Raw genomic sequence first — 16,124 nt, 5'->3', positions numbered from 1 at the left:
AAACAGGTTATTGCACATAATAAAGGAATTATTTTGAACATTTCAAGATCGGTTAAAAAATGGTCGTTACTATTTGTTGTTTCCACTGTATTAATAACTGCATGTAATTCGTGGTTACCAAACAAAGGAACAATAATCCTCGATATGCGAGACAAAGTACAACACCATGTAACAAGTCAAGACTTGCCAAAATATTACAAGTTAGGTGATAGCGAGCAAGAACTACAGAAATTTGAAACATTTTGCCGAGAAGAAATCCGTGCATCACAACTCGATGGTAGTGAAGAAATCGTTTTTGAAAATGTCAGGCACGGGATTCATGGGCAAGTTGAATTTAAAAAATGTAGTGACCGAATCAATCGCATTTATCAATATTGATAAAATATGGTTATCTTTATATATTAGAATGAATAATATTAACTAAATCCAAAAGAACTATGAAATCTTACTAGCCTTTCCGGCGGATTTTATTTATATTGTTCGCGTAGACAAAATATTTTCGGGAGTAAAATAACTATGTATAAACAAGATGTAACAATTACTGCATCAAATGGTCTTCATACCCGCCCTGCTGCTCAGTTCGTAAAAGAAGCAAAAAACTTCAATGCTGAAATCACAGTTACCTCAAATGGCAAAAGCGCCAGTGCGAAAAGCTTGTTTAAATTACAAACACTAGGGCTAACACAAGGTACTGTAATTACAATTTCTGCCGAAGGTGAAGATGAAAAAGAAGCGGTAAATCATTTAGTAAAATTAATTCCTGAATTGGAATAATACTCCCTAATAGCAATAAAATGGTTTTAAAATTGAATAAGGATTAAATGTTATGGTATCAGGTATACTTGTTTCCCCCGGTATCGCTTTCGCAAAAGCGTTATTATTAAAAGAAGAACCTATTGTTATTAATAATAGACAAATTCTTGATAACAAAATCGATGCTGAAATCGAGCGTTTTAAAGATGCGCGAGCCAAATCAAGCGAACAATTACATGCGATCATGGAGCGAGCTAAATCGACACTTGGTGAAGATAAAGCCGCTATTTTTGAAGGGCACATTATGCTTCTTGAAGATGAGGATCTTGAGCAAGAAGTGATCTCTCGCATTCAAAGCAAACATTCTACTGCTGATGCCGCAGTCCAAACTGTATTTGAAACCCAAGCAAAAGAGCTTGAAAATTTGGATGACGAATACTTAAAAGAACGTGCAGCAGATATCCGAGACATTGGTAAACGATTACTCAAAAATATTTTAGGTGTGGAAATTGTTGATTTAAGTGCCATTAGCCAACCTTGTATTTTAGTTGCAACGGATCTAACACCATCAGAAACCGCACAATTAAATTTAGACATGGTGTTAGGTTTTATTACTGATGCCGGTGGGCGAACTTCACATACCTCAATTATGGCGCGTTCCCTTGAAATTCCTGCTATTGTTGGTACATCAAATGCCACCGAAAATATTAAACAAGGTGATTTTATTATTTTAGATGCGATTAATAATGCTATTTATATTAATCCAGACCACACTACGCAAGAAAAATTAAAACAAGTTCAAGCTAAGTTTATTGCTGATAAAGAAGAACTAGCTAAACTAAAAGATCTACCAGCAGTTACACTAGATGGTCACCAAGTTGAAATTTGTGGCAATATCGGTACTGTACGTGATGTAGCTGGTGCTGAACGTAATGGTTATGAAGGTATAGGGCTTTACCGTACTGAATTCTTATTCATGGATCGTGATGCTTATCCGAATGAAGAAGAACAATTCAAAGCTTATAAAGAAGTGGCTGAATCAACTAATGGTTTACCTGTTATTGTACGTACTATGGATATCGGCGGTGATAAAGATGTACCATATATGCACTTACCTAAAGAAGAAAACCCATTCTTAGGCTGGCGAGCAATTCGTATTTGCCTTGATCGTAAAGATGTCTTACACGCTCAATTAAAAGCAATCTTACGTGCATCAGCTTTCGGCAAATTACGCATTATGTTCCCTATGATTATTTCGGTTGAAGAAGTTCGTCAATTAAAATCAGAAATCAACATTCTTAAAGAACAATTAAATGCTGAAGGGAAAGCTTTTGATAAAAATATTGAAATTGGTGTGATGATTGAAACCCCAGCAGCAGCAGTGATTGCTCCTCACTTAGCTAAAGAAGTCGACTTCTTTAGTATAGGTACTAACGATTTAACACAATACACATTAGCGGTTGACCGTGGTAATGAGTTAATTTCTCATCTTTATAACCCGCTTTCACCTTCAGTGTTAACCCTGATTAAAAATGTTATTGATGCTTCGCACAAAGAAGGTAAATGGACAGGCATGTGTGGTGAACTTGCTGGTGATGAAAGAGCAACAGTTTTATTACTCGGTATGGGATTAGATGAATTTAGTATGAGTGCGGTTTCAATTCCTAAAATTAAAAAATTGATTCGTAATACTAATTTTGAAGAAGCGAAAAAACTAGCCGATACTGCACTTGCAAAAGCAACAGCAAAAGAAATTATTGATTTAATAGAAAATTATACTGCTGAAAAGCAAATTAGTTAGGAGACAATAATGGGATTATTCGATAAAATCAAACAATTTGTGTCCGATGATAGCAAGAATGATAATAGCATTGAAATTATTGCTCCATTAAGTGGCGAAATTGTTAAAATTGAAGATGTACCTGATGTAGTTTTTGCAGAAAAAATTGTTGGCGATGGGATTGCCATTAAACCAGCGGGTAATAAAATCGTAGCACCATTGAATGGTAAAATCGGTACAATCTTCCAAACCAACCATGCTTTTGCGATTGAATCGGATGAAGGTATTGAGCTTTTTGTTCACTTTGGTATTGATACTGTTGAATTAAAAGGAGAAGGCTTTAAACGTATTGCTGAAGAAGGGCAACAAGTTAAAGTTGGTGATACAATTATTGAATTTGATCTAAAACTACTAGAAAGTAAAGCAAAATCAGTCTTAACGCCGGTCGTTATTTCCAATATGGAAATTATAACTGAATTAACCAAACTATCTGGTACCGTTGAAGCAGGTCAAACCCCAATAATGCGGGTAAAAAAATAAAAAACTGTCAATAAAAAAACCTTCAGTTTAAAGCTGAAGGTTTTTTATTAAACTGTTTAACAGTATATAAAATTCATAGATTTAATAAAACCTATTAACGCCATTTCTTATATTGATTAATCAAATTATTAGTTGAATCATCATGAGACGTCACTGGTTTATCATCAGCTAATTCAGGCAAAATTCGCCCGGCTAACTGTTTACCTAATTCAACTCCCCATTGATCGAAACTAAAGATATTTAAAATAATACCTTGGGTAAAGATTTTGTGCTCATACATAGCGACTAATGCACCAAGTGTATAAGGAGTGATCTTTTTGACTAAAATAGAGTTGGTCGGTTTATTACCTTCAAATACCTTAAATGGTACAATTGCTTTTATTTCATCAAGTGTTTTACCTGCTGCAATAAATTCTTGCTCAACTTGCTTAGCTGTTTTACCAAAAGCTAATGCTTCAGTTTGCGCGAAAAAGTTAGAAAGTAATTTTGGATGATGATCACCTACAGGATTATGACTAATAGCAGGCGCAATAAAATCACAAGGAATAAGCTTAGTACCTTGATGAATTAATTGATAAAAAGCGTGTTGCCCATTAGTACCCGGTTCCCCCCAAATAATTGGTCCTGTAGTATAAGTGGTTTTATGACCATTGCGATCAACACTTTTACCGTTCGACTCCATATTACCCTGTTGGAAGTAAGCTGCAAAACGGTGCATATATTGATCATAAGGTAAAATGGCTTCGGTTTCCGCGCCAAAAAAGTTATTATACCAAATACCGATGAGCGCTAATAAAGTCGGAATATTTTTATCAATTGGTGCATTTTGGAAATGCTTATCCATCGCATGACCACCAGCTAAAAATTGTTTAAAATTAGCAAAACCGATTGATAGCACAATTGATAATCCAATTGCTGACCAAGATGAGTAACGTCCACCAACCCAATCCCAAAATTCAAACATATTGGCAGTATCAATACCAAATTTTTCAACTTCCTTAGCATTAGTTGATAGTGCGACAAAGTGCAGGGCTACTGCTTTGTTATCTTTGGCTGCATCAAGTAACCAATCACGCGCCGTTTGTGCATTAGTCATGGTTTCTTGAGTAGTAAAGGTTTTTGAAGCCACTAAAAACAAGGTGGTTTCAGGGTTTAAACCTTTAAGCGCCTCTACAATATGAGTGCCATCAACATTAGAAACAAAATGCATAGTTAAATGATTTTTATAAGGTCTTAAAGCCTCTGTTATCATATGTGGACCAAGATCTGAACCACCAATCCCAATATTTACAACATCAGTAATGGCTTTACCAGTGTAACCTTTCCACTCACCGCTAATAATTCTATTACTGAATTTTTCCATTTTAGCCAATACCGCATTAACATCATCCATGACATTGTTACCATCAACGTAAATAGGGGTATTTGATACATTACGAAGGGCGACATGCAATACTGCTCGATTTTCGGTTCGATTGATTTTTTCGCCACTATACATAGCTTTTATTGCGCCGTTGAGGTCACATTCATCAGCTAGTTTATAAAGGGTTTCAAGCGTTGCTTGTGTAATTCGATTTTTAGATAAATCAACAAGAAATTCATCTTCAAATGGGATACTAAGTTTCTCGACTCGCTTTGGTTCTTCTTTTAAGATTTGCGCAATCGTTTTACTTTTGTTTTTTTCGTAGCTAGCTTGTAGAGACTTCCACGATGTGGTACTAGTTGGATCAATTGACTTTAACATAATAAATTCCTTAAATAATATAGCATTGCGTTCATAATATAACTATGCCTAAAATGATGCAAGATAAGGATTTTATCGATTGAGTTTAACTTAATTATAGAAAAAACTAATAGATGTTATGTTCTTTTCAAATTTAATAACTTGAATATAATGCTAAAGATAATATATAAAATACAGCTAATTATTCAAGATGTAATATTTCCAATTTACTTGCATCAATAAGATAAATGAGACTTCTTACACTATTATTACAATAGGATATTTAATGCCAATTATTCAAACACTTGTCCCTGCACTAGATAAAATGGTGCGCATTTGTGATTATTTAGATAATCACCGAGGTGCTACATTTAGTCAAATTTTTCAAGATCTTAATCTTCCCAAAAGTAGTACCTCAACATTACTTAATGCTCTTGTTATTCATGGTATTTTGCGTCAAGAAAAAAATAAATATTATCTCGGATTAAAATTACACGAATGGGGTGACAAATCACTTGAACAATTTGATATTGCTAAAATAGCTAAACCAATGATGTCAGAATTACGTAATGAAACAAATTTAACCTGTCATTTGGGCGTTCTTGACGGCTTATATCCGGTATATATTGCTAAAATTGAAAATGATCAAGCTATTGGTATTCGTACTTGGATAGGCAAAAAACTGCCTTTACATAGTTCTGGGGTAGGTAAAGCACTCATTGCTTGGCTACCGGAAGAAAAAATTGACCAACTGATTCCTGAAGATAAGCTCACCAAATATACCGAAACAACCATTACCAGTAAAAAGCAATTGAAAAAAGAACTAGCGAAAATCCGCTCGCAAGGTTGGGCTTATGACAATCAGGAAGATGTTCAAGGAGTGCATTGTATTGCCGCGCCAATATTTAATAAAAATAATGAACCAATTGCCGCAATTAGCATATCAGGTGTCCTTTTCCAGTTACCTATCGACAAGATTGAAAAATATTCAATATTAGTGCGTAAAGCCTGTCAAGCAATAACCAATAAACTTCAATAATAAATGCCCTTGTAGATAAAAATCGTATCAATTATTCATTTTTTAAAACGCAATAAAACTCTCAGCCACTAAGTAATCGTGAATGAGAGTTATCTAATTAACCGTAACTGTTTTACTTTTTATTTGTTTATTACTTATGCGATTTTTTTAAATAGTTCAATCAGTTTTGCTTTATCAAAAAAGACTGGATTAGCGCCGGCACAAGCATCTTTCATTGAATTTTCAGCCAATAAGTCAAAATCAGGATTATTAACCCCTAACTCTTTTAATGATTTAGGAATACCCACTTCCTCTGCTAAATCTTTAATGCGTTTAATCACATAATCAACACATTGCTGATCACTTTTATTTTGGGTATCAAGTCCTATGGTCTCAGCAATCACCCGGAATTTTTGTGGTGCATGTTTGGCGTTTTCTTCTTCCACCACTGATAATAACATGGCATTACACACACCATGTGGTAAATCATACAGCCCACCTAATTGATGCGCCATGGCATGAACATTGCCTAATCCTGCGTTACTAAATGCAATACCATTTAAAAAACACGCAAAACTCATCTGCTCCCTCGCTTCTACATCATTACCATTTTTTACTGCTCTGGCTAAATAATCGAATGTTTGGCGAATTGCATATAGCGCAGTTGAGTCAGTAACATCCATGGCACCTTTAGCAACTACCGCTTCAATTGCATGAGTTAAGGCATCCATGCCTGTGGCTGCGGTTAAATTAGCTGGTTTAGAGAGCATTAAATCTGGATCACTTACCGTTATTGAGGCAAGTGTATTCGGATCAACCATGATCATTTTTACATGCCTTGATTCATCAGTAATGACATAGTTAATGGTTACCTCAGCAGAGGTCCCTGCTGTAGTAGCTATTGCCACAATTGGCAAACATCTTTTTTTACTCTTATGCATACCTTCATAATCTGTGATTTTACCACCATTAGTTGCAAGCACAGCAACGGCTTTACCACAATCTTGTGGAGAACCGCCACCAATTGAAACAATAAAATCACATCCAGATTCTTGACACACTTTTAAAGCATTTTCGACGTTAGTCACCGTTGGATTAGGTTTGACATCACAAAAAACAACTGATTCAATCCCCTCTTTCTTCAAGATATTAACCACTCGATCTACAGTACCATTGCCAACTAAAAATTTATCACTGACAACAAATGCTTTTTTACAATTTAATTTTTTTACTGGTACCCCTAATTCAGATAAACAACCCTTGCCTAATAAATTTACTGGTGGAATGTAATAAATCATATATTTTCCTCTCAATTGATAATTTTATTTAAATTTTTTCCTATTACAGAACTATTTTTCATTATACAGAAATTATCAATTTACTCATAAAAATATTTCATACAATGAGAGAGCGATCACAAAATTAATTTTCTTTTAAATGAATGCATTGCAATTCAATTTTTTTTTGCCAATAATTTGTTCACGAAACAGAAATACAGTTCCAAGCAAAGAACAAAAAGGAGAGAAAATGAATTTAGCTCAATTTAAAGGTATATTTCCACCCGTGCCAACTATCGTTACTAAAAAAGGTGAATTAGATAAAACAAGAATGGCAAATCTTTTAGAACACCTTATCAAAAATGATGCAGATGGGCTGTTAATACTGGGTAGTGGTGGTGAGTTTTGTCATATGACCCCTAAATTACGCTTAGAAGTAGCTGAATTCGCGGTTAAACACGTGAATAAACGTATTCCCGTTATGATAGGAATATCAAGCCCAAGTACTGAAGAAACCATTCAATATGGTCAACATGCAGCTCAAATTGGTGCTGACGCTGTTTTAGTTGTCAATCCTTACTATGCATTATTAAATAGCGACGCTATTTACCATCACTATCAAACAGTTGCTGTAAATATCTCAGTCCCGGTACTGCTTTATAATTTCCCAGCCTTGACCGGTCAAGATATTGGTATTGATGTCATTACTAGATTGGCAAAAGATGTACCAAATATTGTTGGATTAAAAGACACTATCGACAACATCAGTCATACGCGAGAAGTCATTAACCGAGTTCACGCTTTCCGCCCGGATTTTATTATTTTCAGTGGTTTTGATGAATATATGCTAGACACACTTATTTTAGGTGGCCACGGCGGAATTCCAGCAACATTCAATTTTGCACCCCAAATTACCAAAGGAATTTATAACGCGTTTGTAAATAAAGATTATGAAACCGCCTTTAAATTACAACGTCAGTTAGCCAAATTAATGCCAATTTACGCCATTGAATCACCTTTCTTTGGTGTGATTAAACAAGCAATTAAATTAGTTGGCGTAGATATTTCAACTGAGGTATTAGCGCCAGTTCAACCACTCCAAAAAAATAAAAAAGACCTGTTAATTAAAACGTTGCAATCAGCAAATATTTCTTTTGAAAAATAAATGATAGTAGGAGATATTCATATGAATGATATAAAAAATGAGGTTATACCTAAAGGTCGTTGGAAACACATAATACCTGCGACAATACTTGTTTATATTGTGGCTTACATGGATAGAACGAATATCGCTATTGGCATTGCTGGTGGTATGAATAAAGATCTTGGTATGACCGCTTCTATAGCAGGACTTGTTGCAGGAATATTTTTTATTGGTTACATATTTTTACAAATTCCAGGTGGACAAATTGCTGAGCGATACAGTGCAAAAAAATTCATTGCAGGAACAATTGTTGTTTGGGGTGGATTTGCAGCGATCACTGGATTTGTCCAAAATCCCATTCATTTATTAATTATTCGTTTTATATTAGGTGTCGCTGAAGGCGGTGTTTATCCTGCAATTTTAGCATTAATCGGACATTGGTTTCCTAATCATGAACGTGCTAGAGCAATTGCATTTTTCCAAATGAATTTAGCTGTTGCATCAATTATTACAGGTCCATTATCTGGTTGGTTAATCGAAGTTTGGGGATGGAGGGAAATGTTTATAATTGAGGGAGTTCTTTCACTTGCATTACTCTTTGTTTGGATGCCTTTAGTTTCTGATCATCCTCATCAAGCTAAATGGTTAGATCCTAAAGAATTGGATTGGTTAAATCAAAAATTTGCTGAAGATAAAGCTCTCATTAAGTTAAATGATAAAGCTAGCATAAAAACAGTATTAAGTAGTATCAATTTATGGAAATTAGTTGCTATCTATTTCTTTTTCCAAGTTGGCTTCTATGGTTTTGCGCTTTGGATGCCAGCATTAATTAAACAATTAACTGGTAGTGGCATGTCAATAGTTGGTCTTTTAACTGCTGCTCCCTATATCCTCTGCATTTTTGGACAATACTATATTGCAAAATTATGCGACCAAACCATGAATCGCCGATTATATACTGCCATTCCAATGATTGGTTTTGCAATATGCCTAACTCTATCAATTTTATTAGAAAATAACACATGGCTAGCTTATGGAATGATGGTTTTATGTGGCTTTTTCTTACAAGCATATGCCGGACCATTTTGGACATTACCTCCACTATTATTCCCGTCTAATGTTTTGGGTGGAGTTAGAGGAACAATCAATGCGCTTGGTAATTTAGGTGGATTTATTGGACCATACTTAGTTGGATTATTAACGGTTAGCGTTAGTAAGAATGCTGGATTATATACATTGGTTGGCTCACTCGTCATAGCAATAATTTTATTATTTACACTACCAGTAATCACAGCAAAACCCAACAAATAGAATAATTAATAATTTAAAATACATTGGAGGATATTATGCAACAAAAATGTAAATTTGCTCGAGATTTATGGTCTCAATTAGATGCCTTGCGTATGGGAATGAATTATACAGTTGAAGATACTGAAAAACCCCAAGTTCTTATTGATGATTGTTTTGGTGAAAGTCATCCAGGAAGTTATCACTTAGATAGCCTTGGTTATGAGGTTGTTCTAGGAGTGCACGAGAGAGGAGGGCGTTCAGTACGTAGTCATGTTACAGATATTTGCGATGGTTGGGGGCAAGGACATGATGGAATGAACTATATATTGGCTTCACGAGAAGCTATTGCAAATATGGTTGAAATTCATGGCTCTGTTGTTCCATATGACGCTGCAGTACTGATTTCTAGTTGTGATAAATCTGTTCCCGCACATCTTATTGCCGCAGCCAGACTTGATATGCCATTAGTGCATGTTCCTGGAGGTTCCATGCGTGCAGCACCCAACATGACAACATCAGACCTCGGTGGCGCAACTGCTCAATATAAAAAAGGAGAAATTGATATAAAACAAATTGAAACCTTACAAAGATGTGGTTGCCCAACCGCTGGAGCATGTCAATTTATGGGAACTGCCAGTACAATGCAATGTATGTCAGAAGCTTTAGGAATGGCGCTTCCCGGTAGTGCTCTCGCCCCATCAACCATGTCTGAAATTCGAAGAATTGCTAGGGCTGCGGGACATCATGCAATGTATTTAGCGCAAGAGGGAATAACAACTCGTCAAATACTTACCCCTGCAGCATTTGAAAATGCGATAAAAGTACACGCTGCTATCAGTGGTAGTACAAATGCCCTCATTCATTTACCAGCCATTGCTCATGCAGCAGGGTTAGAGTTAACACCTGATATTTTTGATAAGATAAATAATACCGTACCTTACCTGACGAATGTACAACCTAGTGGTCAATATGTTACTGAGTTATTATGGTTTGCAGGTGGTATACCAATGGTTCAATGGATGATTAAAGACTTACTTGATCTTGATGTTATGACAGTAACCGGACATTCATTAGGCGATAATTTGGAAATGATGCAAAAAACAGGATTTTTTGATCGTAATTTAGGATATTTACATAATTACAAACTAGAAAGAGAAGATCTAATTCGCAAACCTAATAAAGCAAAAATAGGCGCTATTGCTGTATTAAAAGGAAATATAGCCCCAGAAGGAGCTGTTATCAAATATACTGCTTGTAGCCCAGATATGCATAAACATACTGGACCTGCAAAAGTTTATAATTCGGAAGAAGCTGCTCAAGAAGCAATTATAAAAAATAAAGTTAATCCAGGTGATGTTATTTTTATTCGTTATGAAGGACCTAAAGGATCTGGAGCACCTGAAATGTTAATGACTACTGATGCCATTGTTTTTGATAAACGATTAAATGGTAGTGTCGCATTAGTAACTGATGGACGTTTTTCTGGTGCAACTCATGGTCCATGTATTGGTCATGTATCACCTGAAGCAGCTGATGGTGGACCTATTGCTCTCGTTGAGGATAATGATATTATTGAAATTGATGTTCATGCCAGAAAACTCAATATTATCGGTATCAATGGTGAAAAAAAATCAGCTGAAGAAATAGCAGAAATTTTTTCTAAACGCAAAGCTAAATGGACTCCACCAGATTATTCAAAACGAAAAGGTGTATTCAAACAATATACTGAAAGAGCAAAATCATTAATGGCTGGAGCATATATTGAATAACAATAACTTATTAATAAATATGTAATTAAAGAGAATGCCACTAGTTGTATTTAGTGGCATTTTACGATTTTCTTAGTCAAATCTAATTTAAATCATAACTGAATAAATAAAATTATAATTTCACCAATCATTTAATCATCAATGGTCATATTACGGGTATTTAAATCAAATGGTGTTAATTGATAAACGTAATAATTAAGCCAATTACTAAATAATAGGTAAGCATGACTTCGCCAAGTCGCTTTAGGCGTTAGGTTAGGATTATTATCAGGAAAATAATTTTCCGGAATTTTTGGATTAATACCAGCTTTTAAATCACGGTGGTATTCATTGGCTAGTGTAAAAGAGTCATATTCCGGATGGCCGGTAACAAAAGCCATGCGTTTATCACTCGTCGCCATTAAATAAGCACCAGTAATGTCAGACTCAGCTAAAATATTTAAATCTGTATAGGCTTTTATTTTATCCAATGGGAAATCAGCATTACGAGAATGCGGTGCCAAAAATGTATCATCAAAGCCACGTGTTAAAATAGCATTTGACATAACGGTATTATGTTGATAAACACCGGATAACTTCTGAGTACGGGTAAATTTAGGTAGGTTATATAAAACATGTAAAGCCGCTTGTACCGCCCAACAAACAAACATGGTTGAAGTAACATGCTCTTTTGCCCAATTAATAATTTCAACTAACTTAGGCCAATAAACCACATCGGAAAAAGCAACTTTTCCTAATGGAGCACCAGTGATTATTAAGCCATCAAAATTTTGTTCACGAATATCATCAAAATCACAATAAAAGCTATTTAAATGCTCTATTGGCGTATTTTTTGATTCACGCTGATCAATCCGTAATAACTGGATATTAATTTGCAAAGAAGAATTAGATAATAATCGCAAAAACTGGTTTTCAGTCTCAATTTTTTTTGGCATTAAATTTAAGAAAAGGAGTTTTAAAGGGCGAATTTCTTGAGTATTTGCTCGCGATGAAGTCATAACAAAGACATTTTCATTACGAAGAACATCAACAGCGGGTAATGAATCAGGAATACAGATAGGCATAACACAAGCTCCTCAAAAACATCAATCTATTTAATCAATTTCCTAAAAAATAGACGTCTAGAAATCCATACAGCTAAATATAGTGTGTTTTAGATTAATTGTCGAGATTTTTTATTAAGCAAAAACTGATTAAAATATATTAATAATAATTATTATTAAAAGGCTCTAGTATCTGTACGCCATGCATCGGCGGTCAATGCTTCACCAAAATAACTGTGAATAAGTTTTTGCGTAATGTCACTTAATGGTGACGCTAGTACTTCCGCGGTATTACCATACTCCACTAAATCTCCATTATGCATTACCAAGATATCATCACTAATATGTTTCATCATGCCAATATCCTGAGTAACATAAACGTAAGATATTTTTTGCTGCTCTTGTAATGACAACATTAAATTTACAATTTGCGATCGCATCGAAATATCTAAAGCCGCTAAAGCTTCATCAAGAATAATGACTTTGGGTTTTAAAATTAACGCTCTGGCAAGCGCCACTCGCTGTTTTTGTCCTGCTGCCATAACAGATGGGTAATATGAAGCATGCTCAGGTAATAATCCTACTTGTTTCAATACGGCATTAATCAGTTTTTCACGCTCGATTGCATCATAATCAGCATTTCGTTTTAAGGGGACTTCTAGTAATTGACCAATACGAAGTCTAGGATCGAAAGAGCTTTCAACGTGTTGAAAAATCATCCGAATAAGTTGGTACCGACTATCATAATCACCATATTTAACTTTATGATCATCAATCCAAATGTCGCCACTATCAGGTTTTAGCATACCCACCAACATTTTAGCTAATGTTGACTTACCTGAACCATTTTGCCCAATAATCGCCAAAGTTTTTCCCTCATTAAGCGAAAATGACAGCGGTTTGACTGCATCAATACGTAAGTGCCCAAAAATCCCTTTAGGAATAATAAACTGTTTAGATAAATTACGTACTTTTAAGATTGGATTCATGGTTACTCCTTCTTGGTGTACCGCTACTCATCAGTATTCAATGGGAAATGGCAAGCAACAGAGTGATCTTTTATTGCTATAAGCTCTGGAGTTTGTATACATTTTTTTTGCGCATAAGGGCAACGAGGTCCCAATCGGCAGCCAATTGGTAAATGTTCCAATGAGGGAATTACACCCGATAATGTGTTTAAAGGGCTTTTATGTGGCATCGCTTTACCAAAATCAGGAATTGCATATATCAATGCTTGGGTATAAGGGTGATAGGGTGATTTAAATAAAGCTTCGCTGTCAGCTATTTCCACTGTTTGTCCACAATACAGCACATTAATACGATCAGTCCATCTGGTTATCATTTGTAAATCATGGCTAATTAATAAAATCGTTGTTCCCATATTTTGATTCATACTAGCCAGTAATCGAAAAATTTGCGCTTCGGTTGTGGCTTCCATCGCATTAGTTGGTTCATCAGCAATCAGTAGTTTAGGTTGGTTAGCAAGTGCAATAGCAATCATTACCTTTTGACATTCGCCTTCGGTCAATTCAAAAGGATACGATTTTAATATTTCTTTATGATCTTTAATACCAACACGATGAAGTAGCTCGATAGCACGATTTTTGCGCCAAAATAACCGCTGCCACCAATGACCTTTAAATGTTCTTCTTGGGATAGCATCAATTAATTGCTCCCCGATTTTCATGGAAGGATCTAAACAAGATTGTGGTTCTTGGAATATCATTGAAATATTAGCACTAATCACTTTTCGCCTCTGTTTGGGCGTTAAGCTCAATAAATCAATATTATTAAAATGGAAGCGATCTGCTGAAATCTTCCAATTATTGTTAGTCACACCTAAAATAGCTTTGGCTATTAGGCTTTTACCTGATCCAGACTCACCGACTAATCCTCGAATTTCGCCTTCAGACAATTTTAAATTTACGCGATCGATAGCGCGTAAAAGCCCATCAGAAGTGATAAATTCAATCGTTAAATTGCGGATATCTAACAATGCCATAGTTAATTTCCTACTTGACGGCCAAATAATCCGAAAACGAATAAATAAACTAACGTAATCGTAATAACTACAGCCATTCCTGGTGATAAAAAAGCCCAACAATTGGTAGCAATAATATCTTTCATTTGAAACATCATCATACCTAAATCAGGACGAGAGACATCATTGGCAAAACCTAAAAATGTTAAAGTGGTAACGGCTAAAATAGTGGCACCAAATAATGAGACGATTTCAGTTAAGTAAACCGGTAATATATTAGGAATAATGTAATGGTTTAAAATTGCAAATGAAGACAATCCATCTAATCGATAAGCTGTAATATAAGTTTTATGCCACTCTTTAATCACTTGTTGATGTATATTATAAATAAAACGTGGCATATAGGACAAACCGATAATTATTAACATATTAGTAATATTATCTTCAACTAATAAACTAATTAAAATCACTCCCAATAAAGGTGGGATCACCGTACAAAACCTAAATATAAACAATATGATAGTTCGTAAAGCCGGAATAAAAAACAGTAAATAAATTAAAATACTGCCGATTACAACCACATAAAACACTGCTTTCATGGTCATTGCAATGGTTGAGCGATATCCTATTAGCAAGTAATAAAATACATCTTGCCCACGCGCATTAGTGCCTAAAATATGATTAATATCACCATTTATAACCCAAGCTGGTGGTAAAGAAGCCACATAAATCGGATCTAAATGCGCATGGAAAAACCACCTTGTTGATAAAGAAACAAATACGATTGCCAATATGCCATAGAACCCAATCATAGAATAGAGATTGCTGTGTAATTTATTAAAACAGAGTGTTAACCAACTAAGTAACTTAGTTCGACTAAACATATTTTTCTTTATGCCTCATAGGGTAAATCAAAATAGCAGAGATTTCACCTAACAAAGTTAATAAACTAATTAACGAACCACAAGCTAAAATTGCAATAGCGATAATAAAGTAATTATGATGATAATAAGCCATCATAATCCATTGTCCGAGTCCTACTCGATTAAATAAGATCTCAATAACCATTGTTGAAAATAATAATGTTGTAGTATTGTAAGTTAACAACGGTATAGTTGCTGGAATTGAGTTGGGTAATAAGTGCTTACGCAAAATTCTAAATGGCGAAGTTTCGCGAATAATTGCCATTTTAATGAAATTTTGTTGCGCCGTATTTCTTACATTTTGACTGACTAACTGAATAGTCACAATACTTGGTTGAATAGATAGAATAATAATCGGTAGCAGTAAATATTGCATCTGTTCCAGTAACAATTGCACCTTACCTGTTTTTGACGAAAAAATAATATCTAATAAAGAGGAATGGGTATCAATTGGTGCAATATTAAAATAAACAAATAGTGACCATGAAGGTGAAGATAAATACATCGTCACAATAACGATTAACACAAGTGGACATGAATAGAGAAGTAAACAACCTATTCTGATGGTATTATTCAGCCATTTGATATTACTTAACCCAAGAAAAATACCTAAAGGCAACCCGACCAGTAATGTCACAATCAGAGCTAAAATACAAAGCTCAAATGTCGCCGATAAGGTATTGAAAAACGGTCCCCGCTCACCCGATAACAATATAAATTGACCATGCAATAACTGTTTAAAAAAAGCCGTATAGGCATCAATAAAACTCAAATTGTAAAATATAGAATGAGGCGAAAAATAAACAAGACAAAAGCTAATCTGAGCCAGAACACAGACAATAAATAAGAATATCACTATTTTTTTTAAAATATAGGTTATCAT

Annotated in this window: 15 protein-coding genes; 8 read left to right on the top strand and 7 right to left on the bottom strand. The window is 34.8% G+C overall.

Going from position 1 to position 16,124, the window contains the following annotated elements:
- Window positions 1-33 precede the first annotated feature (33 nt).
- The 4 genes from Q0K76_RS05540 (at window position 34) to crr (ending at window position 3,073) form a co-directional block, all read left to right on the top strand.
- Window positions 34-378, top strand: a complete 345-nt coding sequence (locus Q0K76_RS05540) for a hypothetical protein (protein WP_294612651.1) — start codon at window positions 34-36, stop codon at window positions 376-378.
- 138 nt (window positions 379-516) lie between these two features.
- Window positions 517-774 (top strand): phosphocarrier protein Hpr, encoded by a 258-nt coding sequence (ptsH, locus tag Q0K76_RS05535; RefSeq protein WP_065557325.1) that lies wholly within the window; start codon window positions 517-519, stop codon window positions 772-774.
- Window positions 775-826: 52 nt separating this feature from the next.
- Window positions 827-2,554, top strand: coding sequence for a phosphoenolpyruvate-protein phosphotransferase PtsI (gene ptsI, locus Q0K76_RS05530; protein ID WP_294612645.1), 1,728 nt, complete (start codon window positions 827-829; stop codon window positions 2,552-2,554).
- A 9-nt stretch (window positions 2,555-2,563) separates the two neighbouring features.
- Window positions 2,564-3,073: a PTS glucose transporter subunit IIA gene (gene crr, locus Q0K76_RS05525; protein ID WP_294612642.1), complete on the top strand. Its 510-nt coding sequence runs from the start codon at window positions 2,564-2,566 to the stop codon at window positions 3,071-3,073.
- 94 nt (window positions 3,074-3,167) lie between these two features.
- Here crr and pgi read toward each other — a convergent pair whose 3' ends face one another.
- The gene (pgi, locus tag Q0K76_RS05520; protein ID WP_294612639.1) at window positions 3,168-4,817 is read right to left on the bottom strand and encodes a glucose-6-phosphate isomerase; all 1,650 of its coding nucleotides are present in this window, start codon (window positions 4,815-4,817) and stop codon (window positions 3,168-3,170) included.
- Between the two features lie 265 nt (window positions 4,818-5,082).
- Here pgi and Q0K76_RS05515 point away from each other — a divergent pair, with 265 nt between their 5' ends.
- Complete coding sequence (locus Q0K76_RS05515) at window positions 5,083-5,835, top strand: IclR family transcriptional regulator (protein WP_294612636.1); 753 nt, start codon at window positions 5,083-5,085, stop codon at window positions 5,833-5,835.
- A gap of 134 nt (window positions 5,836-5,969) precedes the next feature.
- Here the strand turns inward: Q0K76_RS05515 and Q0K76_RS05510 are convergent, their stop codons facing one another.
- The gene (locus Q0K76_RS05510; RefSeq protein WP_294612634.1) at window positions 5,970-7,112 is read right to left on the bottom strand and encodes an iron-containing alcohol dehydrogenase; all 1,143 of its coding nucleotides are present in this window, start codon (window positions 7,110-7,112) and stop codon (window positions 5,970-5,972) included.
- A 229-nt stretch (window positions 7,113-7,341) separates the two neighbouring features.
- Between Q0K76_RS05510 and Q0K76_RS05505 the strand changes: the two genes are divergently transcribed.
- The 3 genes from Q0K76_RS05505 to ilvD are packed head-to-tail and all read left to right on the top strand — an operon-like array spanning window position 7,342 to window position 11,294.
- A complete protein-coding gene (locus tag Q0K76_RS05505) occupies window positions 7,342-8,256 on the top strand; it encodes a dihydrodipicolinate synthase family protein (RefSeq protein WP_294612631.1) in 915 nt (304 codons plus the stop codon).
- A 21-nt stretch (window positions 8,257-8,277) separates the two neighbouring features.
- Window positions 8,278-9,546 (top strand): MFS transporter, encoded by a 1,269-nt coding sequence (locus Q0K76_RS05500; protein WP_294612628.1) that lies wholly within the window; start codon window positions 8,278-8,280, stop codon window positions 9,544-9,546.
- A 35-nt stretch (window positions 9,547-9,581) separates the two neighbouring features.
- Window positions 9,582-11,294, top strand: coding sequence for a dihydroxy-acid dehydratase (ilvD, locus tag Q0K76_RS05495; protein ID WP_294612625.1), 1,713 nt, complete (start codon window positions 9,582-9,584; stop codon window positions 11,292-11,294).
- 131 nt (window positions 11,295-11,425) lie between these two features.
- On the opposite strand, the gene metA is transcribed toward ilvD, so the two are convergent.
- The 5 genes from metA to Q0K76_RS05470 form a co-directional block, all read right to left on the bottom strand.
- A complete protein-coding gene (metA, locus tag Q0K76_RS05490; RefSeq protein WP_294612622.1) occupies window positions 11,426-12,358 on the bottom strand; it encodes a homoserine O-succinyltransferase in 933 nt (310 codons plus the stop codon).
- Between the two features lie 155 nt (window positions 12,359-12,513).
- Window positions 12,514-13,326 (bottom strand): ATP-binding cassette domain-containing protein, encoded by an 813-nt coding sequence (locus Q0K76_RS05485; protein WP_294612618.1) that lies wholly within the window; start codon window positions 13,324-13,326, stop codon window positions 12,514-12,516.
- Between the two features lie 23 nt (window positions 13,327-13,349).
- Window positions 13,350-14,339, bottom strand: a complete 990-nt coding sequence (locus tag Q0K76_RS05480; RefSeq protein ID WP_294612615.1) for an oligopeptide/dipeptide ABC transporter ATP-binding protein — start codon at window positions 14,337-14,339, stop codon at window positions 13,350-13,352.
- 2 nt (window positions 14,340-14,341) lie between these two features.
- Window positions 14,342-15,202 (bottom strand): ABC transporter permease subunit, encoded by an 861-nt coding sequence (locus tag Q0K76_RS05475; RefSeq protein ID WP_294612612.1) that lies wholly within the window; start codon window positions 15,200-15,202, stop codon window positions 14,342-14,344.
- Entirely contained in the window at window positions 15,195-16,124 is a 930-nt protein-coding gene (locus tag Q0K76_RS05470; RefSeq protein ID WP_294612609.1) for an ABC transporter permease subunit, read from the bottom strand. Before Q0K76_RS05470 ends, Q0K76_RS05475 begins: the two co-directional genes overlap by 8 nt.

The organism is uncultured Gilliamella sp., assembly GCA_945271295.1.
Classification (GTDB): Bacteria; Pseudomonadota; Gammaproteobacteria; order Enterobacterales; family Orbaceae; genus Gilliamella.
The sequence above is the reverse complement of the archived record's forward strand: the minus strand, read 5'-3'. Positions and strand labels throughout refer to the sequence as shown.